Genomic DNA, 25,048 nt, shown 5'->3' with positions numbered 1-25,048 from the left:
AACATGGGCGGCAAATTGCACGATCAAATGCATCACCTCTTTCAGGGGAGCCGCACCATGACAGATCAAGACCCAAAAACCGGTGAAATTCTCGAAGACGGCAGCATGGCCGACCGCGACCAGCTTAGCGCTCAGCTGTCCAGTCTTTGGTGGACCTTCTTGGTTCGCGGTGTTTTGGCCGGTGCTGTTGGCATTGCCGCGCTCTTCTGGCCCTCTGGCAGCATTGCATTGCTACTGCGCTTGGTCGGGGCCCTGCTGATCATTGATGGCGGGCTAACGCTGCTTGGGGTCGGACGCCGGGGCCTGTTAGGTGGCGCAGCCATCGGTGCAGTACTGATCGGACTGATCTTGCTGATCTGGCCTGAGGGCACCGTGAAATTGGCCTTCTTCCTGTTGGGGGCCTGGGCGCTGATTATTGGTATCGGCTCGCTGGCTGCGTCGCAGCAGATGAATGAGCGTGATCCGCAACGCGGTTCGATGCGCGGTTCGGGGATTGCGGCACTGATCGTGGGTCTGGTGTTGATGATCTGGCCCGCCATTGCGCTGGTCGCGCTGGGATGGGCGATTGCATTCTCGGCGCTTGCCATTGCGGTTGTCATGTTCTGGCTGGCAAACCGTCTGCGCAGCGCCAACGAACGGATCGGCATGAAGACCATACATCGCTAGGAAAGAACACGAGCCAACTTGCAAACAGGCCGGGCAATGCCCGGCCTGACGCATGGATGACGGCCGCAAACCGGCCCGAAGACAGGCGTTGTTGCTAGTTCGAATGGGATCCGTGATCGTGACCATGCGTGTCCTGGCGCTCCAGATCCACTGGGATGTCCAGAACAACCTCTCCGGCCTGCTCAAACACCAGTGTGACGGGAACCGTGGCACCGTGCTCAAATGGGGCTTTCAAACCCATCAACATCACATGCGCACCACCGCGTTTGAGCATATAGGTCCCGCCTGCAGGGATGGTAAAGCCTTCCTCGACATGGACCATCTGAGCCACGCCATCATCGTTGATCTTATGCGTGTGCAACTCTACCCGGGCTGCGGCATCTGATGTTGCACTGATCAAGCGGTCATCCGTCTCGCCCTGGTTCTGGATCATCATGAACGCGGCCCCTGCCTTGGCGGCTTTGCCGGATGAACGGGCGTAGGCGTCGTCAACAATGATCTGGCTGTCAGCAAAGGCCGGAACGGCCAGAAGGACGGTTGAAAAAGTAGCGAACAGGGTTGTTTTGAGGGACATTGTGCCTCTCCTTATGTGTCTAGCGGTCTGAAAATCTGTAGGTCGGGTCAGACCAAGACAGGAGGTGCACGCGCAGGTGTATCCGGGATGGGCGATGCGACAAGGCTGCCTTTATCGCGCAATGGCGTGGGAAGTCGATGCGCCGGGGCCTCAGGCTGCGCGGGTTGCACATCCGCAACCGCCCCCAACAGGGTCAGCGCATAGTCGGGGCAGTAATGTGGTGGGGCTGTAGGCTGTCCATTTGCGTCAAAATAGACCACAACAGGGCCGTTTCCGGTACATAGGACCATCTGGCCCGTCGCCATATCCACGCCACGCGAAACCGCAATACTCTGCCCGGTCAGAACCAGCAGCAGAGATAAAATTACCGGCAAAAACTTATGAAACGCAGATCTCATCCTGACCTGCATATAGGCCAGACAGATGAAACGCTTCAAGCGCCAAACAGTCGCGCTTGAAGCGTCTCTTAGTAATCCAGCCCAGGCCGTTTAACGACCCCTTTAGTCAGGCTGGTATGGGAGCGATTCACCTGACGCTGAATACGCGTGCAGGCTAAAATTGCTTTTTTGATAACGGTCGAAAGCAACAGAAAAATATAGAAACTCTTTAACGACATCACTCGGCCCCCAACCCAAAGAATGTAGTCAACATACGCCCTACATCTGCGCTCGTATGTGAACTGTTTCACGGTCGTTACAATTTTTTTGAACTTTTTTGGGGCCCGAGCTGAATCGCAAAACGAAAAAACCCCGCACAAATCGGGTACGGGGTCATTCAAACGGAATGTCAAAGAGGGTTACGCCGACGCTTGTGCCTTGGCGATTTCCTTTTTCACTTTCAATGCGTTCGCAGACAGCTCTTCATCCTTGGCTTTCGCCAGGAACGCGTCCAGACCACCGCGGTGGTCGACAGAACGCAGCGCAGCCGCCGAGATACGCAGCTTAACGCCACGGCCCAGGGTTTCGGACTGCAGGGTGACATCATTCAGATTCGGCAGAAAACGACGACGAGTTCTGTTTTTGGCGTGGCTGACATTGTTGCCAGTCATCGGGCCTTTTCCGGTCAGTTCGCAACGGCGCGACATGGTTTCTTCCTTTGTTTCTGGAGGCCGGGCAAAACGCCTGCGGCCAAATCACAAGGGGCGCAACCCGAAGTCGCGCCCGAAAACTGGTTGGATGCGTGTAGTGGGAATCGCAGGAAGGGTCAAGACGGGTTACGCGGAATATTTGCGCCCTCTGTACCTTCCCTGAATGCCGGCGCGACCGGCGCATGCAACAGGGGTTTATTGTTTTTTAAATGACGCGAAACCAGCCGGGTCTGTAACTTGCCCCGCGGGATCAGCCGCGCCGGGTCGGGGCTGTGATCGTGATCCGCCAGCTCCGGGAATATCTTGAATATCTCACGCCGCGCAGAGATGCTGAGCGATTTCAACGCCTCGGGCCCGGAATACAAGCTCTCAGTTGGGGCGCCTTCAGCATAGATCACCTCATGCCGGTCAAACAGCAAGTGGAAATACTCGACCGATTGCACCTCTTGATCCACATAGATACCCGGCACTGAGGTCAGCTTGATCGCCGGGATAAGAACTTCAGCTGCTCCAAACATGCGCTGCGCGATTTTGGATTGAACCAGCATCCTGTGCTGGCGCGAGACCAGCAAATCGCGGTTAGGCATCCCTTGCCCCAAGGCGCCTGCCACGATGCGTACCGGGCGCAGTTTGGGGTCCTGTTCAAGGTCACGGGTTGTGAACGCCCGCCGTCCCGTCCAACGCACTGTTTGGGGTCCCAAGCCAACCGTCTGGACCCTGTCCCCGGCCATGATGTTCTGGATCGGGCGAAACCCACAATTCGTCGCGATCAGAGTATCGCGGGTAAAGCACGGAAACCCGGCACCATTTTCGAAACCTGTATACGTAACAGTTGTTCCCGACGGCAGGGTAAACGACCCGCTGGAAAGCGAATAGCTCGTGCCTGCCACGACTGTGATTGTGCCGAACGTACTGTCAGTGATCACGGTACCTTCGGGTAGGTTCAGCGTATCGGTACCACCGCCGCCTTCGACCGTACCTGACACACTGGTGCTTTGGAAATCCAGCGTATCGTTGCCATTCCCCAATGCAATGCTGCTTATGTCGGACCCACGGACAACGACGGTATCCGCGCCCCCTCCGGCATTCAGCGTTCCAACTGTGCTGCCGGTGATGGTAATATCGTCACCACCCCCGTTGCCTCGTACAACTCCGATAACCGTGCTGTTCGTAACCGTGATCTGGTCGCTGCCACCACGGCCGCGAATATTGTCAATCGGAGTACCCTGAGACGTACCATTCAACGTACCGTTGTCATCGGTAACGTCGATTATGTCGTTGCCATTGGTACCCCTTATATTGGGCATGGTCCTCTATTCCCAAGCAACAGGCAGGTCTAAGATAGCAACCATTTATACGACCAGATCGGCATGATCCGATAAACTACGCAACCATAGTGCGATGAGACGCCGCGCGCATCAAGGCCCGGGCCAAAACACCCGAAGACTGAATCAGGTGGCAGAGAGTTTTGACAACATATGCCGCGCAGCGGTCGTGGGGCTGATCGTACCTTGACCCACCTCAGTGCTCAGCTCATCCATTTCCCGGCGCGCCTCGGGTGTGTCGAGACGGGCCAGCAGAGCATGCCGAACCTCTTGATCGAACCAGTAGCGGGCCTGTGCAGCTCGGTTTGTTGTCCAAAACCCGTTGTCCCGCCGCCATTGGCTGAGCGACTGTATTTCTGTCCAGGCTTGGTCGAGGCCATGTTCTTCAATGGCTGAGACTGTCATCGCTTTGGGAAACCCCTCCGGGTCCTGCGGGCGTTTGCGTAACAGGCGCAGGGCACCGGCATAATCCGCGCAGGTGCGTGTCGCCGTCGCCTTCAGGTCGCCATCGGACTTATTGATCAGGATGATATCTGCCATCTCCATTATACCGCGTTTAACGCCCTGCAACTCATCCCCGCCCGCAGGAGCAAGCAGCAGCAGGAACAGATCCGAGAGCTCAGACACCACGGTTTCCGACTGGCCGACCCCCACGGTTTCGATCAGCACGACATCATTTCCTGCCGCCTCGCACAGCGCGATGGCTTCGCGCGTGCGACGGGCAACACCCCCAAGCTGGCTTTGGCTGGGTGAAGGTCGGATAAAGGCGTTTGGATCACGGCTCAGACGTTCCATCCGGGTCTTGTCACCCAGGATCGATCCGCCCGACCGGGCCGAGCTTGGATCAACGGCAAGAACAGCAACGCGCAGGCCTTGCCCAGTCAACATCATGCCAAAGCTTTCTATGAAGGTGGATTTACCCACGCCCGGTGTGCCCGACAGGCCAATCCGCAGAGATTGCCTGCCAGATTGCGCCAGATAACTCAGAAGTTCCGAGGCCTGCTCCCGATGATCTGCACGGATGCTTTCGACCAGCGTGATTGCGCGCGCCAGGGCCCGGCGCTCACCTTGCATGATCCTTTCACCCAATTCAGCAATGTCCATCCGCCCGGCCTTTTTTGGTGATTTGCCCTAAATGACGGTGCCGCGTCGCAATTGTCCAGAGCGCATCCAGTGTTTTGGCGGGGCCTTCTGGACGTTGACCAGCGCTTTGGCGATAAGGCGGTATGACACGATTGCCAATAGACGACGCGCTGCCCGAACTGATTTCTGCCCTGAGGGACCATGGGCGCGCCGTTCTGCAAGCCCCGCCGGGCGCGGGTAAGACAACCCGCGTTCCTCTGGCAATGCTAAAGGCCGGTCTTTGTACCGGTAAGATCGTGATGCTGGAGCCGCGCCGTCTGGCCGCACGCGCCGCGGCTGAACGCATGGCGGATACGCTGGGTGAGCGCGCGGGTCAAACCGTCGGCTACAGGGTCCGTGGTGAGGCCAAAACCTCGAACTCCACACGGATTGAGGTCGTGACCGAAGGTATCCTGACCCGAATGCTGCAATATGACCCTGATCTTCCTGGTGTCGGGGCTGTGATCTTTGATGAGTTTCACGAACGATCCCTGAACGCGGATCTAGGTCTGGCGCTGTGCCTTGAGGTCGCCGGGGCGTTGCGCGATGACCTTATCCTCGTGGCGATGTCGGCCACGCTGGACGCTGAGCCGGTCGGTCGGTTAATGGAAGCCCCTCTCGTGACCTCGGAAGGGCGCAGCTATCCGGTTGAAACCCGCTGGCTGGACCGTCCGCTGGGTCCACAGGCCAGACGGTTGGATGCGCTGACTGATCTGGTTGAAACGGCAGTGTCCGATACTAAGTCGATTGGCGGCGGCATTCTTGTTTTCCTGCCCGGCGAAGGTGAAATCCGGCGGGCAGAGGCAGCGCTCAGCCAGCGCCTGCCAAAGACCTGCACATTGCGCCCCTTGTTTGGCGCCCTGCCCTTTGCCGCCCAGCGCGCGGCCATCGCACCGGTTGAGGCCGGACGCAAAATCGTGCTGGCAACGTCAATCGCGGAAACCTCGCTGACCATTCCCGACATCCGCGTGGTCGTGGATATGGGTCAGGCGCGACGGGCGCGGTTCGATCCGGGCTCGGGCATGTCGCGGCTGGTGACCGAACGCGTCACACGAGCCGAAGCCACCCAGCGAACTGGCCGCGCGGGCCGTGTGGCCGAAGGGGTCTGTTATCGGTTGTGGTCAAAGGGCGAGGAAGGTGCGTTGCATGCCTATCCGCCCGCAGAAATTGAGGCCGCTGACCTGACCGGGCTGGCGTTAGAGCTTGCCTTATGGGGTGCGGAAGCTGGTGATCTTGCGTTTCTGACCCCTCCACCTGATGGCACTTTGGCCGAGGCGCGATCCCTGTTGCGAATGCTTGGCGCGCTCGATGACAAAGGGCGGATCACAGATCACGGGCGGCGTTTGGCATCCCTGCCTCTACACCCGCGTTTGGGCCATATGCTGGTTCGCGCCGGAACACAGGCAGCCCCGCTGGCCGCGTTACTGGCTGAACGAGATCCCCTTAAGGGCGCTCCGGTCGATCTGACCCTCAGGATGGCTGCGATACGCGATACACGCGCTTTTCAAAGGGAAAAGCCCTGGCAGGTCAATCCAAGCGTCGTGGATCGGATCAAGGGCGAAACGAAACGTCTGCGCGCGATGATCAAACCTCAGGACGAAACCTTCAGCGCCGCAGCAATAGCAGCACTGGCCTATCCCGATCGGATCGGGCAACGGCGCAGAGGGGATGCGCCGCGCTATGTCCTGTCGGGCGGTAAAGGCGTGGTACTGGAAAACGAGGATACCCTGGCCAATGCGCACTATCTTGTCGTGCTCGACACCGATGGGAACCCGCGCGAAGCCCGCGTACGGATGGCGGTGCAGATTTCCGAACGCGATATCCGCGATCAGTTCGCTGACCAACTGTGTTGGGTCGATACCTGCACCTGGTCCAAGCGCGAACGGCGCGTAATCGCGCGACAGCAGGAACGGCTTGGCGCAATCACCCTGAGCGACCGCCTGTGGAAAGACGCTCCCGATGACACCGTGGTACAAGCTATGCTGGACGGTGTGCGCGATCTGGGGCTGCGCCTGGAAGGCGCCGCCGCGCGTTTTGCCGCGCGGGTCGAACTGGTACGCGCCGATGGGATTGATCTGCCGGATTTTTCAATCGAAGGGCTGATGTCTTCAATCGAAGATTGGCTATTGCCCATGCTGTCTGGCGTGCGCAGCGCCGAAGACTGGAAACGCTTTGACCTACTACCCGCGCTCCGGGCGCGGCTGGATTGGGAACAGATGCAAGAGTTGGACAAGCGTGCGCCGGGGTCTTTCAGCACGCCATTGGGGCGCAAAGTGCCGATTGACTATGGAGGCGACGTACCTGAAATCGCAGTTCGCCTACAGGAGCTTTTCGGGGTTGCGCAACATCCCGTTGTCGCAGGCGCGCCGCTTAAGATCACCCTGCTGTCCCCTGCGCAGCGCCCTATTCAGATCACGCGGGATTTGCCCGGGTTCTGGTCCGGGTCCTATGCGGATGTCCGCAAAGATATGCGAGCGCAGTATCCCAAACACCCGTGGCCCGAAGATCCGACGCAAGCAGACCCTACCCTGCGCGCCAAACGCCGCAGAAGCTGAGGTAAATCGGGGGGATCAACCGCCAAAGCCCACAAAAAGACACATATTTCCTTAAAAATGGGTAAAACATTAATCTTTTGGTCACGGATTTGTTGAAATATCATGACTCAATGGTTACCTGATCGGCCGAAGAATCGAGAAAAGCACCTGATATTTTGACTATGTCACATTGGTTTCGCAACATATGGGAAGAGGTCGCAAAACCCCTGTTTCTGCGCCCGCGTCGGGTGCAATTTGCAGCCCTGTGCACGCGACAAACCGATGCTGGCCCCGAAGTTCTGCTGATTACCAGCCGCGATACCGGACGTTGGATAATTCCAAAAGGTTGGCCGATTGACGGACTGGATGGCGCAGAAACCGCCGCGCAAGAAGCTTGGGAAGAGGCCGGCGTTGAAGCTGACATGGTTGAAAAGAACCCGTTCGGCCACTTCACCTACGACAAAATACTAAAAGACGGTTCAGCACAGCCGGTTCTGACAAGCGTTTATCGTGTTGCGGTACGCGCGCTGGCCGATGAATTCCCCGAAATTGGCCAACGTAAGCGCAACTGGGTGACCCCCAAAACGGCGGCCACTTTGGTCAGAGAGCCAGAATTGCAGGCCTTGCTACTTAAGGTCGAGTAGCACGTGTCGAAGCCAGCCAGAACTCGCTGCCCCGTTACTGGGAAACCACTGGCACTTTAACACCGCGAGCTCTCGTGTCGCCCGGCCGCACATGGTGCTCATTTGAAGGTCTTGATGGGGCTGATTGAAATAGTCGGTTCGGCAATCCATAGGGAGCATCGATCGTTCATGCTGCCGCGGAGATGGTCTAGCAACATAGATCGACGTTGGAAAACACCCGCTGTCAGCGCCCCGGGCAAATCCGCCAGGAACATCAAAGGCACGGTCTTATCCAGACTGATCTACCTGCTTCCGACCGCCTTTGCCCCGGGCCGTATCTCCTGTGGGCGCATGGGTGGCGTGGGTCGCTGTTGGATCAAATCAGAAACTCGAGTACAAATTGGTGCCTTCATGCCCATTTGTTCTGCCAGACGCATAACCTCACCTTGAAGGCTATCGATTTCCGTTTTGCGACCCTGCATCAAATCATAGGCCATCGAAGTGCGTGCGGTTGGGTCAATCGTCAGCATCTTCGACGCAACACGCATAAAGATCGGCGTTGGCAGACGCAGAATGAAAGGTGTCAGGCCGGCGGGTAACGGCGTAGTCGACGCGACCGGCTTGCTCGCAGCTTTCAGCACATTCAATGCCTCAGCCATTTGATCGGCCATCAAGCGGCGCCACTGGCGATCCATCAACTGATCGACAAGTGTTAGTCCGGACAAGGCGTTCAGCGCGTTGTTCAGATTGATGACCAGTTTGCCCCACTGGACCGCTTCGATTTGATCGCTTGCCGAAATTGGCAGATTAGGGCTGTTCAGGCGTTCAGCCAAGTTTCCGGGGCCGGTCTGAACTACGATGTCACCGGATGTGGCACAGTGGTAGGTTGCGGGTTCAGTCGGGACCACATTAAACGGTACCATGCCCGCGCGCACGTCGTAGCCAGGCAATGCGTCGCGCAGGGTTTGGACATTCTGAATCCCATTTTGCCAAGATAGAACGGGCACCCCTTGTGTCGCATGAATAGCAATCAGACCCGCCATTTCAGACGTGGCCCCAGATTTTACCGTCACGATGATCGCATCGGCACCACCGAGGCATTTGGGATCATCGCTTAGAGTCAGCTTCTGCGCGGGCAGATGGCGATGCAGCCCCGCATAGTTGGTAACCGTCAAGCCCTGCTCTCGGATCGGTTCCAATACCCGGGACCGCCCAAGCAATGTGACCTCGTGACCGGCATCAGCCAGCAGCGCGCCGCAATAGCATCCGATACTGCCGGCCCCAGCAATGACAATCTTCATGGCGATCCCTCCGCTTTGCAAAGGATCACCGGGTTCTCAGCCCGGGACAAGCCCATGGCTCAATGACGTCGCGTTCACCGTGCCAGGCGGGGTTTGGTGCGCTCCAATTCCTCTGAAATCGGAATGAACTCCTGATCATCCCCGGGCGGCAGATGGAATGCGCCATTGGCCCAATCTGCGGTTTTCCACTCGCGGGTTGCGGTTTCGATCTTTTCTTTCGACGAGGATACAAAGTTCCACCAAATATACCGATCCTCGTTCAAAGTCGCCCCGCCCAACAGCATGAGCCGCGCGCCAAGAGGCCCTGCTGTAACCGAAAGTTTGTCGCCTGGGCGGAAAACCATCATGCGCCCCGCGTCGAACCTGTCTCCGGCGATCTCAACCTGACCTTCGGTGACATAAACGCCCCGATCTTCATGATCGTCGGGCAGCGGGAAGGATGCACCAGGGTCGAGCTGCACATCCAGATAGAAGGTTTCAGACAGCATGGTCACTGGGCTTGTTTCGCCATAGGCTGAACCCAAGATCAGCCGCGCGCTGACACCCGCATCCTGAATATGCGGCAACGCGCCCTGTTTGTGATGCTCGAAATCAGGGGCCATGTCTTCATGTTGTTCTGGCAGTGCGATCCAGGTCTGGATACCGAACAGACTGTTTCGCTTGCCTCGGGTCTCATCGCTCGTACGTTCTGAATGGGTTACGCCGCGTCCGGCAACCATCCAGTTGACCTCACCCGGATAGATCATCTGGTGGGTTCCCAGGCTGTCGCGGTGCTCGAACTCACCCTGATAAAGATAAGTCACGGTACCCAGCCCGATATGGGGGTGAGGGCGCACGTCGATTCCGCCTTCGGTGATGAATTCCGCCGGGCCCATCTGGTCGAAAAAAATGAAAGGTCCCACAAGCTGCCGCTGAACCGAAGGCAGTGCTCGGCGCACCTCGAACCCGCCAAGGTCACGCGCGCGCGGGATGATCAAAGTGTCCAATGCCGGGTTTTCGGATAGGCATTCGGGGTTGTGGGTCGGATTCCAACTCATTCCTGCTCTCCCAGTCGGGCGGCCCGAGGGGCCATATTGCGTTCACAAATGTGAATATAGGGCGAAACGTGTGCGGTAAAAGCGCATCAACGCACAGTTTGCGTGCAGGGAGATATCAGTGTTGGCAACAGGCACCAAACCTCACAGAGGCGTGAGGGCGAAACCTTGCGATTCCATTCGACGCGACCTCGGAATCGTCCGCGCATGTGCTATCTTTGGATATAGAGGCCATTGAACGAAGGGCTGCATTAGGTTCGACAGGAGAGTATCCATGACCCGCCTACTAATCACGCGCCGGAACCTGATCGCTACCGGAACAGCCGCACTAGCAGGCGGATTTACACCGGCACTGGCGGCTGGCGTTGCTCCTACTCCATCGATGCGAGGTGGGTCGAACAATTATCGCCCGGGCGCTCCGATCGTTGAACGGATCGGTGGCGGCGGCTTTTGGATGACAGGCTCGGTGCGCCGCGCGGGCGATGGGGCTCCCTTGCCGGGTCAACGCATCCAGATCTGGGCCCATACCACCGAAGGGCACGAGCGCGATCCGCAAAGCCATGGCGCGACACTAACGGATGCAAATGGTGAATTCCGGCTGGAAATGCCACAAATCGTTCCAGCCTTTGGTCAACCACATGGTCACCTGGCCTATGACAGTGGCACATATGAGACTGTGTTTCTGCGCCCCGTGATGTCCAGCTCTAAGGATAAAACGCTGGCTGCGCATTTCGTGTTGCAACCGACCTGACCCGCGTGATCCACAAAATCGTACTCTGGGCGAGCCTGTTGGCCGCACTGGCCATTCCTTTGATGGTCGCAGGCTTCAGCCCGTTGCTGGCATGGCGCGACCCTGTCTACATTGCGGCCGGTTTTTCGGGGATCATCGGCCTAGGTCTTCTTTTGGTTCAGCCCCTGCTCGCGGCCAGAGACCTGCCTGGCCTGACACCAATGACCAGCAGAAACCTGCATCGCTTGTTGGGCGTCACGCTGATCATCTCCATTTTATTGCATGTCGGAGGTTTGTGGATCACCAGCCCGCCTGACGTTGTTGATGCGCTGCTATTTGTATCACCGACACCATTTTCCGCCTGGGGTGTTGTTGCGATGTGGGCCGCCTTTAGCGCCGCTGTGCTGGCCCTTTACCGAACGCGCCTACGCCTTCGGTTTCGCATCTGGCGGCTGGGTCATGCGGGGCTCGCAACTATCACCATTCTGGGCAGCGTGATCCATGCGATGCTGATCGAAGGCACGATGGAAGTCATAAGCAAGACTGCACTCTGTGTGCTGGTTGTTTTGGCGACCGTGCAGGCGCTCGCCAAATTGCGGGTATGGGATGTGAAGCGAAGGGCTTAGACGCCCAGACACCAGCGCATTACCGCCTTTTGCGCATGCAGGCGGTTTTCGGCCTCATCAAAAATGACCGAGTTCGGGCCGTCCATAACCTCGGATGTTGCTTCCTCTTCACGGTGTGCGGGCAGGCAATGCATGAACAGCGCATCCTGTTTCGCATGGGACATCAGTTCGGCATTGACCTGATAAGGGCGAAGTAGGTTATGGCGACGCTCTTTCGCGGACTGAGAATCATGCATGGACACCCAGGTATCCGCAACAATTAGGTCAGCCCCTTCAACTGCTCTATGTGGGTCGCGTTCGACGACGACCTTTGAGCCCCGCTGACGCGCAAAGCCCATAAACTCTTCCTCGGGATCGAACTGCGCCGGGCCGGTGAAGGTGAAGTCAAACTCGAACTGCCCGGCAGCATGCAGGAACGAGGCGCAAACATTGTTGCCGTCCCCTGTCCAGACGACCTTTTTGCCTTTGATCGGTCCGCGATGTTCTTCGAAGGTCAGGACATCGGCCATAATCTGGCAAGGATGGGTTCGGTCGGTAAGTCCGTTGATCACCGGCACGTCCGAATACTCAGCCATTTCGGTCAGAATGGTTTCGTCAAAGGTCCGGATCATGATCATATCGACATAGCGCGACAGAACGCGGGCGGTGTCAGCGATGGTTTCGCCATGGCCCAGCTGCATGTCCTTCCCTGACAGAACCATAGTCTGCCCCCCCATCTGGCGAACGCCCACATCAAAGGAAACACGCGTCCGGGTTGATGGTTTTTCAAAGATCAGCGCAACCATGCAGCCCTTGAGGGGCTGTTCATCATCCGGCGCGGCTTTGCGGCGACCCAAACGGGCCTGTTTCATTGCGCTGGCCTGATCGATCATCGCTCTAAGGGACGCGGTATCGGCTTTGTGGATATCAAGGAAATGGTTCATGGCGTATCGCTTTTGGTTGTCGACGGACGGGGGCTCTGCCCCCGAACCCCCGAGGTATTTTTGAACAGAAGAATGGTCAGGCGGTGGCAAGTTGGCCTTCAACCTGTGCAGCAGCCTTGTCGAGGCGGATCAGAGCTTCGGCGATGTCATCCTCGCTGAGGGTCAGGGGCGGCAGCAAGCGGATCACGTTGTCGGCGGCAGGCACAGTAATGAGCTGGTTGTCATAACCTGCGTTGACGACGTCGATATTGGTCACCTTGCATTTCAGGCCCAACATCAGGCCGGATCCGCGCACCTCTTCGAAGACATCCGGATGTGCGACAACCAGACCTTCGAGTTTCTGACGCATCAAGCCCGCTTTTCGGTTGACGCCCTCAAGGAATGCGGGTGTGGCAACCTGATCAATCACGGCGCAGCCAACAGCGCAACCCAGCGGGTTCCCCCCATAGGTCGAACCATGGGTGCCTGCTGTCATGCCGCTGGCGGCCTCTTCTGTGGCCAGCACTGCGCCCAAAGGGAAGCCCCCGCCGATGCCTTTGGCGACCATCATGATATCCGGGGTGATGCCCGCCCATTCATGCGCGAAGAGTTTGCCAGTGCGACCCACACCGCATTGCACCTCATCCAGGATCAGAAGCAGGCCATGGTCGTCGCTAATCTGGCGCAAAGCTTTAAGTTCGGCATCGGGAACAGGCCGAATACCTCCTTCACCCTGCACTGGCTCGATCATGATCGCCGCTGTTTTTTCGGTGATGGCGTTGGTGACGCCGTCGAGATCTCCGAAGGTGAGATGCACAAAGCCGGGCAACAGAGGGCCGAAGCCCTTGGTCATCTTCTCGGACCCGGCGGCGGCGATACCAGCCGAGGAGCGGCCGTGGAACGAGCCGTCGAAGGTGATGATCTCGACCTTCTCGGGCTGACCTTTGTCATAGAAATACTTGCGGGCCATTTTGACGGCCAGTTCACAGGCCTCGGTGCCCGAGTTGGTGAAGAACACGGTATCCGCAAAGGTGTGTTCGACAAGCTTATCGGCCAGCGCCTGCTGCTGCGGAATGTGGTAGAGGTTCGAGACATGCCACAGCGCATGCGCCTGTTCCGTCAGCGCATTGACTAACGCCGGATGCGCGTGGCCAAGCGCGTTCACCGCGATCCCGGCACCGAGGTCCAGAAAACGTCGGCCATCCGCCTCAGTCAGCCAGGCGCCTTCGCCCTTCACAAAAGTCAGGGGCGCACGGTTATAGGTCGGCAGAACGGACGGGATCATCGGATCATCCTTTTAAGATAGCTTAAGCCCTGTGAGTGATACACCGGGGCCATGGTCGTCAACTGATTTGGTGAGATTTGCGGCGCTTTACACGGCGCAATGAGATCAAACGAAGCGGTTACGCAGAAAAGCGTCGGCGTCGGAGGCGCAGGATATGTGCGGTTTTGATCATGCGGGCCGTATAGCGACCCGTAGCGGTTCTGGAAACCCATAATTTGCGTCGTGCAAGAAATATTGCTCAGCATCGCTGCGCCTTGCAGTTACGTCTTGCCATTCTGGACGCGCTGCCCCACCGGTAGACCATGTTCGAACCCAAGGATCAGAATCCGCCACTGGCCGCCCTGCTGATTTTCTTCGCCAGTGCCTTTATTGCTGCAACGACCTTGTTGGCCAAGGCGTTGGGAACAGAAACGCTCGGCCCGCCGCTTCACCCAATGCAAATCAGCCATGGGCGGTTTTTGTTTGCGTTTGTGGTGATTGTCAGCGCAGTTGGCATTCTGCGCCCGCAGTTGCGGCGCCCCCATTGGAAGCTGCATATTGGTCGAACAAGCTTTGGCTGGCTTGGCATCACACTGATGTTTGCCTCGGTCGCGTTCATTCCAATCGCGGATGCAACAGCGATTTCCTTCTTGAACCCGGTCTTCGCAATGGTGCTTGCAATACCTTTGCTGAAAGAAGGTGTTGGGCCGTGGCGCTGGCTGGCTGCTGCTGTATCGCTGGCAGGTGCGTTGATCCTGCTACGCCCAACCCCAGAAAGCTTTCAGCCCGCAGCATTGTTAGCCTTGTCGGCTGCCGCTGTAATAGGAATGGAACTGATTTTCATCAAAAAACTCTCAGGCAAGGAAATTCCTATCCAAATCCTACTGGTTAACAACTCGATGGGATTGGCCATCGCATCCGTTGCTGTCGTCTTCGTCTGGCAAATGCCCAACCCAGCACAATGGGCTGCGCTAATTGGGATCGGTTTCTTGATGGCCTGTGCCCAAGCCTGTTTCGTGAATGGTATGGCCCGTGCGGATGCCTCATTCGTGGCACCGATCAGCTATGCAACACTGATCTTTGCAGCGATCTATGATTTTGCCGTGTTTCGCGTCGTGCCGGATCCGGTCAGCATCATCGGCTCGTCGATTATTGTCACCGGAGCGTTGATCCTGGTCTGGCGTGAAGCGCGGCAGCGTCAGGCCTTGAGCCGGTAACCCTTGCGCAACATCCACCATGTCATCGTACAGACCAGCAGAATTGCCAGACTGCACACAATGGCCCCCAAAACGGGAGAGCTGTCCGACACACCGATCATGCCATATCGCAACCCGTCGATCAGATAGAAAACCGGGTTTACATGGCTGATCGCCTTCAGAACCGGAGGCAGAGCGTCGACGGAATAGAATGTGCCCGACAAAAACGCCAAAGGTGTAACGATGAAATTGGTGATCGCAGCCATCTGATCAAACTTGTTGGCAAAGATACCGGCAAACAAGCCCAACGCGCCCATGAAAGCGCCTCCGAGAAGCACAAAGACCAGTGTGACCAAGGGATTGTGCGGAGCGATAGACAAGAACACCCAAAAGGCCAGGGCCACAACGCAGGCGATCAACGCGCCCCGGGCGATCCCACCTGCCAGATAACCCAGCAAAATCTCAAGCGGTGACAGGGGCGGCATCAACGTATCAACGATATTGCCTTGCACTTTGGCGATCACCATCGAGGACGAGGTATTGGCAAAGGCGTTTTGAATCACCGTCATCATCATGATGCCCGGCGCAAGGAAGGTCAGGAATGGCACACCCATCACATCCGGCCTACTGGGGCCGATAGCGATTGTAAAAATTAGCAGAAACAAACCAGCCGTCACCAAAGGGGCCAGCAGAGTTTGTGTCCAGACCGCCAGAAAGCGCAGAGTTTCGCGTTGCGCCAGCGTATAAAGCCCCATCCAATTCACCGCGCCGAACCGGCGCGTGCCCTGATCCACAAGATTCTGCATGTCTGCCCCATAACTGATTCGAAGACCGCTTGTAACTCGGCCCGCAGTGATTAGAATAGGGCGCTGAAACGAATTCCCAAGGCGGCCCGAATCCGGGGCCGCTTTCCGCTTTTGAAAGGCAAATGATGTCCTGGACTGACGAGCGTGTAGAGCTGCTGAAGAAGATGTGGGGCGAGGGCCAGTCGGCCAGCCAGATCGCAAAAGAACTAGGCGGCGTGACCCGCAACGCCGTGATCGGCAAGGTACACCGTCTGGGCCTATCAAACCGCGCAACTGGTGCGACTCCGGCGAAATCCGAGCCTAAGGAAAAGCCTGCCCCCTCACCAAAGGTCGAGGCCAAGCCCAAAGCTGCACCCAAGACTGAACCCGCTCGCCCCGCGCCAGCGCCTGCGGCCGAGTCAAAACCTGCGGTTCCTGCCCGCCGGCAGATCATCCCGGCCGGTCAGCCGTTGCCGCCGCAGCCTTCAGCCAATGAAATCAGCCCCGAGGCATTGGCCAAGGTCAACGAGGTTGAGAAGAAGGCCAAGAAGCTGACGCTGATGGAACTGACCGAAAAAACCTGCAAATGGCCCGTGGGTGACCCGGCAACCGATGATTTCTGGTTCTGCGGTCTGCCGGTTGAGCCCGGAAAACCCTATTGCGAGGCCCATGTAGGTGTGGCGTTCCAGCCCATGAGCTCACGCCGCGACCGGCGGCGGTAACGGCACATCGGGTGCAATTCAATTGTCTTGGTTTTGCACCTTTCGAACAAACACTGTCTTTGGCAAGCCGTTACCTTGAAAGAGGTTGGCTTGTCCTAAATATTTCAGTCTTCGCCGGGTATTTCGCTTTGAGGCCAGTTTGAAACACAAAGTTTTATTCTTTGCCTATGCCGCACTAATTTTTCTGGCTTACCTACAACCATTCAACAACACGGTGTTCACCCCTTCCGCGTCTGGCAAAGGCCAACCCTTTTGGGTGCAAACTTTATACCTTTCAACTTGGATAGCCCCAATCCTACCTCTGGCAATCGCAGGATTTGTATCAATGGGGGTGCACTACATACCAGCCACTCTTGCCAAGCTTTGTGCTGCAATATCGGCTGTTGCAGGTATCTTTCTGACGCTGGCATCAGGAGTTTTTTCTCTGTTTTCAGAAACCCAGGTAGTTCATGGAATCAGTCTGACGATTGCCGTCTCATCCAGCTTTCTTGTTTGGTCGGGGAGTGACGGAAATCCAAAACCCTCATGGTTAGCCAAAATCGGGGTTTCGATTGGAACAGTGGCAGCGCTTTGGTCTCTTGTGACAGTTCCTATGATCCAAGTTCAAGCTCACATCATCGCTAAAGGGTCACCTTTCTGCATTGCGCATCACTCACCGCGATCCAAAGTCGACAAACTTTATGAACTACGCGGGTTTTCTTTTTACACCGAAGCGACGGGCTACAAATCCACTTCCGATTGGTTCTTTCACGGCCTGATGATCGTGGATCATCCAGACGCACAACGCATTTACAACTGGTCCCCACGGCGATGGCGGTTCGATCTGGTTGAGCGCTCAGACGCATTTGTCGCGACTGTAAGGAATGTTTGCATTCCAACCTGAACCCTCATCGCGCCGGATAGGACGCTTCGTCTGACATCGGCACCCAACCCGGCAGATCCTGAGGCGAAACCGAGACGTGCAGTTGCTCGGACCGATCCTGTCCGACCCTGCGATGCTTGCGTAGCAAGAAAATCTTGCCCCACCCCCGCCACGTGCCCACCGAAGGCGCGCCGGCATCTGTCGGGAACCGGTCCCTCCACCCGTCTGGCAAAGGCAGCCCATGTCGCTCGGCCTTATCCAGCATCCAGATCATCGAGATATTGCTAAGCGGTCGGGCCTGTTCGAACCCGTTCAACTGACCACCTACATCTCCATGGCTGCCGCGGAACCAGACCTGTTCAACATGGCCTTTAAAGTCGGGTTTGCACTGCCAGAGAACGGGCTCATAGACTTCACGCGTCTCATCCAGGGCCATGGCGTGATAGCCATGGCGCGTTGCTTGCCCCAGATGATGGTTGTGAAAAGCGTGCCTGTCTTCTGCCCAGCGCCACAACAATGGCAGACGCAGCCCAAGCGCCTTTACGGTATCCCAGACGCCAATCATCTCGATGGCAAGTTCGTCATGGCAGAACTTGCCCCGGAAATCCCGCGCCGCCGCGCCCGAAGGGTTGCACTCATAGTGGCGGTAGGCCTGTTTGATATTGCGCTCGGTTGCGTGCTCGGCCTTAAGCAGGCCGATCATATCGATCACCCCGGCCAGGCTGCGCACGCCATATGCACCGCGTGAGTAACCCATGAAATAAATACGATCCCCCGGTTTGTACCGCGATGCCAGATATCCATAAGCGCGCCTGATTTGCCGGTTGATCCCACGCCCCATCATCACATCCAGCGAGGATTTCCAGCTGTCCCACTGTACGCCAGCTTCATAGAAAACGGATACTTGGCTGCCCATCTCCTTGCACAGTCGGTAAGTCTGACCCGCGTGGGTTTCGAATCCCGGTTCGAGCGTCGACATGGTCCCGTCCAGAATGATGACATGGCTGATCGGCTCGCGATGCCGCACTTCGGCAGAATGCTCGGACCGCAATGGCCGCCCAAGCCATCCCAGTACCTTTCTGCTTAGCCGCGACAAAACCATATCTCAGCCACTCCTGTACTCTGCAAAGTTGCGCGCGCGTCTCAGCATCGCACCTCCTCTGACCCTGGTCGCATGCACACCAATAGCCTCTGCATCCGCATCTCACCCCCGCAACACCAACGAGCGTCCAGCTTAAGGCGCGCTGATAAACGCGGCATGGAGATAAACTTAAGGATGGGCATCCTGCCCCTGCCGGACAAGGCACCCAACGAAACCGTGAGCCTCTGCACCATCATCTCGATCCTAGTCAGCCATTTGGGCAGCATCATGGCCAAGTCCGTCACCTGCTTCAGCGTCTTCAATTGAACCATCATATGTCTGAATATATTACGAAAGTTCAAAACCAGTGCAAATCTCCAGAAAGCGTCTGTCGCCGGGTCACGAAACTGACAGCAAAGCTGCATCTTGTCCCGCCGCGCGGCCCTGTGACCACACCGTAAGAGTGTGATCGACCCGATCATCCATTGTCTGTGGCGTGGTTCACGGTAGCGATGAACTTCGCCGCTGAGGGGAATTGGCGGCAAAGCCTTCCCCTTTCGCAAACCTTTCGCTATTGCAGGCGCTGACCCTCAATTCGATGACGCAGGACGCATCCCATGGCGATGGAAAAGACATTCAACGCGGCCGAGGCCGAGGCCCGTATTTATGAGGCCTGGGAACAGGCCGGAGCCTTCAAGGCAGGCGCGAACAAAACGCGTGACGAAAGCTTTACCATCATGATCCCGCCGCCCAACGTGACGGGTGCTTTGCATGTGGGCCATGCGTTCAACAACACGCTACAGGACATCCTGATCCGCTGGCACCGCATGCGTGGGTTCGACACGCTGTGGCAACCCGGTCAGGACCATGCGGGCATCGCGACCCAAATGCAGGTCGAGAAGATGCTGGCCAACACCCAGCAGCCCGGTCGGCGAGAGTTGGGTCGCGAGAAGTTCCTTGAGAAAGTCTGGGAGTGGAAGGGCGAATACGGCGGCACGATCATCGAGCAGCTTAAGCGCCTCGGCTCCTCCTGTGACTGGTCGCGCAACGCCTTCACTATGGCAGGTGCGGCGGGCGATCCGCGTACAGGCCATGAGAACTCGGCCAATTTCCACGATGCCGTGATCAAGGTTTTCGTCGACATGTACGAAAAGGGCCTGATCTATCGCGGCAAGCGTCTGGTCAACTGGGACCCGCATTTCGAAACTGCGATCTCGGACCTCGAAGTCGAGAATATCGAAGTCGCAGGCCACATGTGGCACTTCAAATACCCGTTGGCCGGGGGCGAGACCTACACCTATGTCGAGAAAGACGAGGACGGGAATATCGTGCTTGAGGAAGAGCGCGATTACATCTCGATCGCCACAACCCGCCCCGAAACCATGCTGGGCGACGGCGCGGTTGCGGTTCACCCCTCGGATGAGCGGTACGCACCCATCGTTGGCAAACTCTGCGAAATCCCGGTGGGCCCGAAAGAGCATCGCCGTCAGATTCCAATCATCACCGATGACTATCCCGACCCGGATTTCGGCTCGGGTGCGGTGAAGATCACCGGCGCGCATGACTTCAACGACAATATGGTCGCCAAGCGCGGCGGCATCCCGATGTACCGCCTGATGGACACCAAAGGCGCGATGCGGGCCGATGGTGCGCCATACGCGGAAGAAGCGGACAAGGCGCAGGAATACGCACGTGGCAAAGACTTCACCGAGAACGAAATCGACGCGATCAACCTGATCCCCGATCACCTGCGCGGCCTCGATCGGTTCGAAGCGCGCGCGAAGGTGGTTGAAGAGATCACTGCTGACGGTCTGGCCGTGATGACCCGCGCGGACGATCCGCGTCTGGGTTCAACCGCTCTGAAGCCCGATCATGAAGGCGCGGACAAGCTGGTCCCGCTGGTCGAGAGCAAACCGATCATGCAGCCCGTCGGAGACCGCTCGAAAGTGGTGATCGAGCCGATGTTCACCGACCAATGGTTCGTCGACGCTGCCAAAGTCGTTGGCCCGGCACTGGACGCGGTCAAGGACGGCACGGTCAAGATCATCCCCGAGTCGGGCGAGAAGACCTATTACCACTGGCTGGAAAACATCGAGCCCTGGTGCATTTCGCGCCAGCTGTGGTGGGGGCATCAAATCCCGGTTTGGTATGGGCCGGGGGTTGTCGACGCTACTCCTGACTATGTCGAATACACGACTGCCAAGTTTTCCGAACTCTCCTACGAACCGGACGCCGTTGTTGCCTTCTGCGCCCCCTCCTTTGAGGAAGCTGAGAAAGCCGCGATGGAGTATTACCGCTCCAATGGGATAGGTGGCGACGAACTCGATAATGGCGTTGAGGTTGAAAATAGAGCAGCCTCGGAAGACCTTGATGATGTCACACTTGTTGGTCTTTGGCGCGACCCCGACGTCCTCGACACATGGTTCTCGTCCGGCCTCTGGCCCATCGGCACGCTGGGATGGCCCGAGCAGACCGAGGAACTGGAGCGCTATTTCCCCACGGATGTTCTGATCACCGGCTTCGACATCCTGTTCTTCTGGGTCGCCCGGATGATGATGATGCAGCTGGCCGTGGTCGATCAGATCCCGTTCCACACCGTCTACCTGCACCAGCTCGTCCGCGACGAGAAGGGCAAGAAGATGTCAAAGACCACCGGCAACGTGATCGACCCGCTGGAAATTGTAGACGAGTTCGGTGCCGACGCGCTGCGCTTTACCAACGCCTCAATGGCGGCGATTGGCGGTGTGCTGAAATTGTCCAAGGAACGCATCACCGGCTATCGCAACTTCGGCACCAAGCTGTGGAACGCCGTCCGCTTTGCCGAGATGAATGAGGTCTTCACCGACGCCGTTCCGCAACTGGACGTCGCCGACCTGAAACCCAAGGCCGCCGTGAACCGCTGGATCATCGGCGAAACCGCCCGCGTGCGGGAAGAGGTCGATGCTGCGCTGGAAAGCTATCGTTTTAACGATGCCGCGAATGGGCTTTATGCCTTTGTCTGGGGCAAAGTCTGCGATTGGTATGTGGAGCTGTCAAAACCATTGCTGCAAGGCGACGACACCGAGGCACAGGCCGAGACCCGCGCCACCATGCGCTGGGTTCTGGATCAGTGCATGGTCCTGCTACACCCGATCATGCCCTTCATCACCGAAGAACTGTGGGGCCTGACCGGCGCGCGCGCCAAGATGGTCGTCCACGCCGACTGGCCGACCTATGCGGCCGCCGACCTGATCGACGCCGATGCGGATCGTGAGATGAACTGGGTGATCTCGGTGATCGAAAACACTCGCTCAGCCCGTGCGCAGATGCGCGTCCCGGCGGGCCTCTACGTACCGATGCTGGTGACAGAGATTGACGATCACGGCCAAGCCGCATGGGACCGCAACCAAGCGCTGATCAAACGCCTCGCGCGGATCGACAGCCTGACCAAGACGGATGAGCTACCCAAAGGCACCATCTCGATCGCCGCCCCCGGCGCGTCCTTCGGCCTGCCGCTGGCCGATATCATCGACATCGGCGCGGAAAAGGAACGGTTGGAAAAGGCCAAGGGCAAGCTGGCCAAAGAACTCGGCGGTTTGCGTGGGCGTTTGAACAACCCCAAATTCGTGGCCTCGGCCCCGGAAGAGGTGGTTGAAGAAGCCAAAGCCAACCTTGCCGCCCGCGAGGAAGAAGAGGCGAAACTGAACGAGGCGCTTGCGCGTCTGGCCGAACTCGCCTGATCTTCATCTTTCGACAATCGCAAAACTCGAAAACCCCGTCACACGTTATGGCGGGGTTTTCCTTTTCTCTGACGCTTTTGATCTTGTTCCCGGCAGGCTGCGGTTGTTAGCAAATGCAAGTGGCAACCCCTGAGGACGCAATGACACAGCGCTTTCCCCCGATGCAGACCGTTTCAACCGGGTTGGTGGTTGCAATCGTTGGGTTCTTTAGCTCATTCCCGATTGTCTTGCAGGGGTTGGCCGCCATGGGTGCCTCGCCCGCTCAGGCCGCGTCCGGCCTGATGTGCGCGGCCATCGCAATGGGATTGGCCGCCATCATTCTCAGCACAGTCTACAAGCAGCCAATCAGCGTCGCGTGGTCCACGCCGGGGGCTGCGCTGCTGGCTGTTTCGGCCACGCCGGTGGAGGGCTACTCCGGCGCTATCGGAGCGTTCTTATGCGCCGGCGCTCTGACGGTTCTGGCCGGGCTCTGGAAACCGCTGGGACGCCTGGCGGCGGCGATCCCGACTACGCTGGCTCAGGCGATGCTCGCTGGCGTGCTTTTGCCACTTTGTCTGGTGCCTTTCAAAGCAGCGGTAGAGATACCTTGGCAGGCCCTGCCGGTAATCCTGACCTGGTTCATCGCAGGTCGTTTCAATCGACTATTCGCCGTCCCCGCCGCTGTGATCGCGGCGGCCATTGTGGTGACGTTGAATGCCGGGGACGTCCAGTTGCGGCCCGATCAACTGGTAGCCGCCCCGGTCTGGATCATGCCTACGTTTTCAGTCGCGTCCGCAATAGGGATAGGCGTGCCGCTTTTCATCGTGACAATGGCAACGCAGAACATCCCCGGCGTCGCAGTGATGCGCAGCTTTGGCTACAAGCCAGACGCAGGTCGGTTGTTCTCGGCCGTTGGGGGCGCAAGTCTGCTGTCGGCACCTTTTGGCGCACCCGCAACCTGCCTGGCCGCGATCACCGCCGCGATGTGCTCGAACGAAGACAGCCATCCCGACCCTGCTCTGCGCTATTGGTCCGCGATCATGGGCGGCGTGTTCTACTGCCTGTTCGGCGTCTTTGCGGTGGCGATCACCAGTTTCGCCACACATGCAGATCCGTTGCTTATGGGTACTCTGGCCGGTGTAGCTCTGATAGGTGTAATGGCCAACTCAATGCACGCAGCATTGGACGTGCCTGCCGAGCGAGAGGCCGCCATTCTAACCCTGGCTATCACTGCCTCGGGCATCACCGTGTACGGGTTGGGGGCTGCGGTCTGGGGGCTGCTGGCAGGTGGAATCGCGTATCTTGTGTCAATCCGCATGCGCTAGCGACTTTTACCAGCGCTTTATCGCATGTAGACTGCAAACATGTTTGGATCATTGGCAAAACTGGTAGAACACCAGATCAAGAAGGCGCAGACTGAAGGCCAGATGCAAGACCTGGAAGGCGAAGGGGCGCCTTTGCCAGATCGGTCAGGCGAGGCCCAAGGCGATCCCGCCATTGCAATCGGGCATCGGATCATGGCACAGGCCAGGGTACTGCCAGAAGAGTTCAACATCAAGAAGGAACTGGACGCGGCACGCAAATCCTATGCTGATCTCATGGATCCGTTTGAGCGCAAATCTGCAATGGCAAAAATTGCCGACCTCGAGATGCGTTACCACATGGCACGTGACGCACGACGCGCCTTTATGCGCTAGATTTGGTCAGAAAACGCCCGACTAGATACAGAAATCGAATTTTTTGAAGGGTCTTTTGCGTTGGCAAAATCATACCCGTCCGCATGATGTATAGCGCCGAATTCCAAACCATTCTGTTTGGCACGTGCACAGAAGGCCGCGACGTCATCCACATCGAACACCAATTTGATCGCGACCTGTCCTTCGCGCGCAGATTTTGCCGCAGCGTGCAAGAGAAGGCGCAACCCGGTGTTTGGAGGAACCAACTCCACAATGCGATCCCCAGCGGCTTGTTGAGCCGAGTACCCAAAATACGTTTCATAAAATCGGATCATCTCATCCATGCGTTTGGTATAGATAATGATCCGAGCTATCGTGGCGGTAGTCATTTGAATTCCGGCTTTCGACCCTGCATCTGAGCCATGACAACTTCCATCTGGTCGGGCTTTCCGATCAGGTCTACTTGCTCTGAGGATTCGGCCAACAAAACATCCTGGCGGCCCCGGGTTTCGGCCACCTCGATCAGCCGTTTGGCGGCCCGGATTGCAGAGGGGCTTTGACCAGCGATGTTTTCGGCGATTGCCAGGGCTTCGGTCAGCGGATCATCAGACAGCTTTGTCACTAACCCCCAGTCCGCCGCCTGAGATGCGCCGATGGGACGGGCAGTATAGGTCAACAGCCGCAGAACATCCGAGCGAACCAGCCGAGGCAGCAGAACCATGCCGCCCATGTCCGGTATGATGCCCCATTTCATTTCCATCACCGCCAGTTTGGCCTCAGGATGCGCGATGCGGATATCTGCGCCCAACGCGATCTGCAGCCCGCCACCATAGGCCACGCCCTGAATGGCGCAGATCACTGGAACCGGAACGCGGCGCCAGATCAGGGCAAGCTCCTGCATCTCATTGGCGTCTTCGTGGCTGCGGGTCATCAGCCATTCGGTCGGATCCTTATGCGCCATGCTTGCAAAACTGGCCATGTCGAGCCCGGCGCAGAAACTTTTGCCCTCGCCCGACAGGACAACAGCGCGTGCATCGGATGCGGCGACCTCTTGCCCGGCACCCAACAAGGCCTTGATCATCGCGTCGTCCAGCGCGTTCATTTTGTCGCCCCGCGTCAGGGTGACATGGGCAATGTGATTGCGGTATTCGACGGATACGCGTGCCATGATGGCCTCCCAACTCTGTTTGGCCCAACATGACCCAAAATGGGGGTTCAGTTCCACCGCGACGTCAGGGCA

25 protein-coding genes are annotated in these 25,048 nt (G+C 57.8%); 12 read left to right on the top strand and 13 right to left on the bottom strand.

What is annotated here, in order from left to right:
- Positions 1 to 57 precede the first annotated feature (57 nt).
- Positions 58 to 666: an HdeD family acid-resistance protein gene (locus ACR0JX_RS05625; protein ID WP_480542152.1), complete on the top strand. Its 609-nt coding sequence runs from the start codon at positions 58 to 60 to the stop codon at positions 664 to 666.
- 94 nt (positions 667 to 760) lie between these two features.
- Here the strand turns inward: ACR0JX_RS05625 and ACR0JX_RS05620 are convergent, their stop codons facing one another.
- The 5 genes from ACR0JX_RS05620 to meaB all read right to left on the bottom strand — a co-directional run bounded on the left by ACR0JX_RS05620 (position 761) and on the right by meaB (position 4,756).
- Entirely contained in the window at positions 761 to 1,240 is a 480-nt protein-coding gene (locus ACR0JX_RS05620; protein ID WP_480542150.1) for a copper chaperone PCu(A)C, read from the bottom strand.
- Between the two features lie 47 nt (positions 1,241 to 1,287).
- A complete protein-coding gene (locus ACR0JX_RS05615) occupies positions 1,288 to 1,638 on the bottom strand; it encodes a hypothetical protein (protein ID WP_480542148.1) in 351 nt (116 codons plus the stop codon).
- Between the two features lie 398 nt (positions 1,639 to 2,036).
- A complete protein-coding gene (gene rpmB, locus ACR0JX_RS05610) occupies positions 2,037 to 2,324 on the bottom strand; it encodes a 50S ribosomal protein L28 (RefSeq protein ID WP_039532366.1) in 288 nt (95 codons plus the stop codon).
- 119 nt (positions 2,325 to 2,443) lie between these two features.
- Entirely contained in the window at positions 2,444 to 3,634 is a 1,191-nt protein-coding gene (locus ACR0JX_RS05605; protein WP_480542146.1) for a Hint domain-containing protein, read from the bottom strand.
- 144 nt (positions 3,635 to 3,778) lie between these two features.
- Positions 3,779 to 4,756 carry a methylmalonyl Co-A mutase-associated GTPase MeaB gene (gene meaB / locus ACR0JX_RS05600; RefSeq protein WP_480542144.1) on the bottom strand — a complete coding sequence of 326 codons (978 nt, stop codon included), beginning with the start codon at positions 4,754 to 4,756 and terminating at the stop codon, positions 3,779 to 3,781.
- A 122-nt stretch (positions 4,757 to 4,878) separates the two neighbouring features.
- On the opposite strand from meaB, the gene hrpB reads away from it, so the two are divergent.
- Positions 4,879 to 7,329 (top strand): ATP-dependent helicase HrpB, encoded by a 2,451-nt coding sequence (gene hrpB, locus ACR0JX_RS05595; RefSeq protein WP_480542142.1) that lies wholly within the window; start codon positions 4,879 to 4,881, stop codon positions 7,327 to 7,329.
- 161 nt (positions 7,330 to 7,490) lie between these two features.
- Complete coding sequence (locus tag ACR0JX_RS05590; RefSeq protein ID WP_480542140.1) at positions 7,491 to 7,952, top strand: NUDIX hydrolase; 462 nt, start codon at positions 7,491 to 7,493, stop codon at positions 7,950 to 7,952.
- A gap of 281 nt (positions 7,953 to 8,233) precedes the next feature.
- Here the strand turns inward: ACR0JX_RS05590 and ACR0JX_RS05585 are convergent, their stop codons facing one another.
- Together ACR0JX_RS05585 and ACR0JX_RS05580 are read right to left on the bottom strand one after the other, a co-directional pair.
- Positions 8,234 to 9,232 carry a 2-dehydropantoate 2-reductase gene (locus ACR0JX_RS05585; RefSeq protein WP_480542138.1) on the bottom strand — a complete coding sequence of 333 codons (999 nt, stop codon included), beginning with the start codon at positions 9,230 to 9,232 and terminating at the stop codon, positions 8,234 to 8,236.
- Between the two features lie 74 nt (positions 9,233 to 9,306).
- Positions 9,307 to 10,269 carry a pirin family protein gene (locus tag ACR0JX_RS05580; protein WP_480542136.1) on the bottom strand — a complete coding sequence of 321 codons (963 nt, stop codon included), beginning with the start codon at positions 10,267 to 10,269 and terminating at the stop codon, positions 9,307 to 9,309.
- 271 nt (positions 10,270 to 10,540) lie between these two features.
- Here ACR0JX_RS05580 and ACR0JX_RS05575 point away from each other — a divergent pair, with 271 nt between their 5' ends.
- Both ACR0JX_RS05575 and ACR0JX_RS05570 read left to right on the top strand, forming a co-directional pair.
- Positions 10,541 to 11,017 (top strand): twin-arginine translocation pathway signal, encoded by a 477-nt coding sequence (locus ACR0JX_RS05575; protein WP_480542134.1) that lies wholly within the window; start codon positions 10,541 to 10,543, stop codon positions 11,015 to 11,017.
- Between the two features lie 8 nt (positions 11,018 to 11,025).
- Positions 11,026 to 11,622 (top strand): ferric reductase-like transmembrane domain-containing protein, encoded by a 597-nt coding sequence (locus ACR0JX_RS05570; RefSeq protein WP_480542978.1) that lies wholly within the window; start codon positions 11,026 to 11,028, stop codon positions 11,620 to 11,622.
- Here the strand turns inward: ACR0JX_RS05570 and argF are convergent.
- Both argF and ACR0JX_RS05560 read right to left on the bottom strand, forming a co-directional pair.
- Positions 11,619 to 12,545 (bottom strand): ornithine carbamoyltransferase, encoded by a 927-nt coding sequence (gene argF, locus ACR0JX_RS05565; RefSeq protein WP_480542132.1) that lies wholly within the window; start codon positions 12,543 to 12,545, stop codon positions 11,619 to 11,621. The two genes, ACR0JX_RS05570 and argF, sit on opposite strands and share 4 nt — an antisense overlap.
- Before the next feature lie 76 nt (positions 12,546 to 12,621).
- A complete protein-coding gene (locus ACR0JX_RS05560; RefSeq protein ID WP_480542130.1) occupies positions 12,622 to 13,809 on the bottom strand; it encodes an acetylornithine transaminase in 1,188 nt (395 codons plus the stop codon).
- 302 nt (positions 13,810 to 14,111) lie between these two features.
- Here ACR0JX_RS05560 and ACR0JX_RS05555 point away from each other — a divergent pair, with 302 nt between their 5' ends.
- A complete protein-coding gene (locus ACR0JX_RS05555) occupies positions 14,112 to 15,005 on the top strand; it encodes a DMT family transporter (RefSeq protein WP_480542128.1) in 894 nt (297 codons plus the stop codon).
- Here the strand turns inward: ACR0JX_RS05555 and ACR0JX_RS05550 are convergent.
- Positions 14,987 to 15,790: an ABC transporter permease gene (locus tag ACR0JX_RS05550; protein WP_480542126.1), complete on the bottom strand. Its 804-nt coding sequence runs from the start codon at positions 15,788 to 15,790 to the stop codon at positions 14,987 to 14,989. The two genes, ACR0JX_RS05555 and ACR0JX_RS05550, sit on opposite strands and share 19 nt — an antisense overlap.
- A 125-nt stretch (positions 15,791 to 15,915) precedes the next feature.
- On the opposite strand from ACR0JX_RS05550, the gene ACR0JX_RS05545 reads away from it, so the two are divergent.
- Together ACR0JX_RS05545 and ACR0JX_RS05540 are read left to right on the top strand one after the other, a co-directional pair.
- Complete coding sequence (locus tag ACR0JX_RS05545) at positions 15,916 to 16,491, top strand: GcrA family cell cycle regulator (protein WP_170531686.1); 576 nt, start codon at positions 15,916 to 15,918, stop codon at positions 16,489 to 16,491.
- Between the two features lie 139 nt (positions 16,492 to 16,630).
- Entirely contained in the window at positions 16,631 to 17,374 is a 744-nt protein-coding gene (locus ACR0JX_RS05540) for a hypothetical protein (protein ID WP_480542124.1), read from the top strand.
- Between the two features lie 4 nt (positions 17,375 to 17,378).
- Here ACR0JX_RS05540 and ACR0JX_RS05535 read toward each other — a convergent pair whose 3' ends face one another.
- The gene (locus ACR0JX_RS05535; protein WP_480542122.1) at positions 17,379 to 18,455 is read right to left on the bottom strand and encodes a DUF2235 domain-containing protein; all 1,077 of its coding nucleotides are present in this window, start codon (positions 18,453 to 18,455) and stop codon (positions 17,379 to 17,381) included.
- A gap of 156 nt (positions 18,456 to 18,611) precedes the next feature.
- On the opposite strand from ACR0JX_RS05535, the gene ACR0JX_RS05530 reads away from it, so the two are divergent.
- The 4 genes from ACR0JX_RS05530 (at position 18,612) to ACR0JX_RS05515 (ending at position 23,829) form a co-directional block, all read left to right on the top strand.
- On the top strand, positions 18,612 to 18,761 hold the full coding sequence (locus ACR0JX_RS05530; protein ID WP_480542120.1) for a hypothetical protein: 150 nt from the start codon (positions 18,612 to 18,614) through the stop codon (positions 18,759 to 18,761).
- 290 nt (positions 18,762 to 19,051) lie between these two features.
- Entirely contained in the window at positions 19,052 to 22,153 is a 3,102-nt protein-coding gene (locus ACR0JX_RS05525) for a valine--tRNA ligase (RefSeq protein ID WP_480542118.1), read from the top strand.
- A gap of 140 nt (positions 22,154 to 22,293) precedes the next feature.
- Positions 22,294 to 23,457 carry a benzoate/H(+) symporter BenE family transporter gene (locus ACR0JX_RS05520; protein ID WP_480542116.1) on the top strand — a complete coding sequence of 388 codons (1,164 nt, stop codon included), beginning with the start codon at positions 22,294 to 22,296 and terminating at the stop codon, positions 23,455 to 23,457.
- A 39-nt stretch (positions 23,458 to 23,496) separates the two neighbouring features.
- Positions 23,497 to 23,829, top strand: coding sequence for a DnaJ family domain-containing protein (locus ACR0JX_RS05515; protein WP_480542114.1), 333 nt, complete (start codon positions 23,497 to 23,499; stop codon positions 23,827 to 23,829).
- On the opposite strand, the gene ACR0JX_RS05510 is transcribed toward ACR0JX_RS05515, so the two are convergent.
- Positions 23,826 to 24,197: a VOC family protein gene (locus ACR0JX_RS05510; RefSeq protein WP_480542112.1), complete on the bottom strand. Its 372-nt coding sequence runs from the start codon at positions 24,195 to 24,197 to the stop codon at positions 23,826 to 23,828. The two genes, ACR0JX_RS05515 and ACR0JX_RS05510, sit on opposite strands and share 4 nt — an antisense overlap.
- The gene (locus ACR0JX_RS05505; protein ID WP_480542110.1) at positions 24,194 to 24,976 is read right to left on the bottom strand and encodes a crotonase/enoyl-CoA hydratase family protein; all 783 of its coding nucleotides are present in this window, start codon (positions 24,974 to 24,976) and stop codon (positions 24,194 to 24,196) included. The genes ACR0JX_RS05510 and ACR0JX_RS05505 overlap by 4 nt, the downstream gene beginning before the upstream one ends.
- Positions 24,977 to 25,048: the final 72 nt, after the last annotated feature.

It is taken from the genome of Ruegeria sp. AH7 (genome assembly GCF_056541325.1).
This window is presented reverse-complemented; position numbering and strand designations above follow the sequence as displayed.

Bases quoted from the DNA above. Each gene is read 5' to 3' on its own strand.
- ACR0JX_RS05625 (WP_480542152.1), top strand. From the start codon at position 58: ATGACAGATCAAGACCCAAAAACCGGTGAAATTCTCGAAGACGGCAGC.
- ACR0JX_RS05620 (WP_480542150.1), bottom strand. From the start codon at position 1,240: ATGTCCCTCAAAACAACCCTGTTCGCTACTTTTTCAACCGTCCTTCTG.
- ACR0JX_RS05615 (WP_480542148.1), bottom strand. From the start codon at position 1,638: ATGAGATCTGCGTTTCATAAGTTTTTGCCGGTAATTTTATCTCTGCTG.
- rpmB (WP_039532366.1), bottom strand. From the start codon at position 2,324: ATGTCGCGCCGTTGCGAACTGACCGGAAAAGGCCCGATGACTGGCAAC.
- ACR0JX_RS05605 (WP_480542146.1), bottom strand. From the start codon at position 3,634: ATGCCCAATATAAGGGGTACCAATGGCAACGACATAATCGACGTTACC.
- meaB (WP_480542144.1), bottom strand. From the start codon at position 4,756: ATGGACATTGCTGAATTGGGTGAAAGGATCATGCAAGGTGAGCGCCGG.
- hrpB (WP_480542142.1), top strand. From the start codon at position 4,879: ATGACACGATTGCCAATAGACGACGCGCTGCCCGAACTGATTTCTGCC.
- ACR0JX_RS05590 (WP_480542140.1), top strand. From the start codon at position 7,491: ATGTCACATTGGTTTCGCAACATATGGGAAGAGGTCGCAAAACCCCTG.
- ACR0JX_RS05585 (WP_480542138.1), bottom strand. From the start codon at position 9,232: ATGAAGATTGTCATTGCTGGGGCCGGCAGTATCGGATGCTATTGCGGC.
- ACR0JX_RS05580 (WP_480542136.1), bottom strand. From the start codon at position 10,269: ATGAGTTGGAATCCGACCCACAACCCCGAATGCCTATCCGAAAACCCG.
- ACR0JX_RS05575 (WP_480542134.1), top strand. From the start codon at position 10,541: ATGACCCGCCTACTAATCACGCGCCGGAACCTGATCGCTACCGGAACA.
- argF (WP_480542132.1), bottom strand. From the start codon at position 12,545: ATGAACCATTTCCTTGATATCCACAAAGCCGATACCGCGTCCCTTAGA.
- ACR0JX_RS05560 (WP_480542130.1), bottom strand. From the start codon at position 13,809: ATGATCCCGTCCGTTCTGCCGACCTATAACCGTGCGCCCCTGACTTTT.
- ACR0JX_RS05555 (WP_480542128.1), top strand. From the start codon at position 14,112: ATGTTCGAACCCAAGGATCAGAATCCGCCACTGGCCGCCCTGCTGATT.
- ACR0JX_RS05550 (WP_480542126.1), bottom strand. From the start codon at position 15,790: ATGCAGAATCTTGTGGATCAGGGCACGCGCCGGTTCGGCGCGGTGAAT.
- ACR0JX_RS05545 (WP_170531686.1), top strand. From the start codon at position 15,916: ATGTCCTGGACTGACGAGCGTGTAGAGCTGCTGAAGAAGATGTGGGGC.
- ACR0JX_RS05535 (WP_480542122.1), bottom strand. From the start codon at position 18,455: ATGGTTTTGTCGCGGCTAAGCAGAAAGGTACTGGGATGGCTTGGGCGG.
- ACR0JX_RS05530 (WP_480542120.1), top strand. From the start codon at position 18,612: ATGGAGATAAACTTAAGGATGGGCATCCTGCCCCTGCCGGACAAGGCA.
- ACR0JX_RS05525 (WP_480542118.1), top strand. From the start codon at position 19,052: ATGGCGATGGAAAAGACATTCAACGCGGCCGAGGCCGAGGCCCGTATT.
- ACR0JX_RS05520 (WP_480542116.1), top strand. From the start codon at position 22,294: ATGACACAGCGCTTTCCCCCGATGCAGACCGTTTCAACCGGGTTGGTG.
- ACR0JX_RS05515 (WP_480542114.1), top strand. From the start codon at position 23,497: ATGTTTGGATCATTGGCAAAACTGGTAGAACACCAGATCAAGAAGGCG.
- ACR0JX_RS05510 (WP_480542112.1), bottom strand. From the start codon at position 24,197: ATGACTACCGCCACGATAGCTCGGATCATTATCTATACCAAACGCATG.
- ACR0JX_RS05505 (WP_480542110.1), bottom strand. From the start codon at position 24,976: ATGGCACGCGTATCCGTCGAATACCGCAATCACATTGCCCATGTCACC.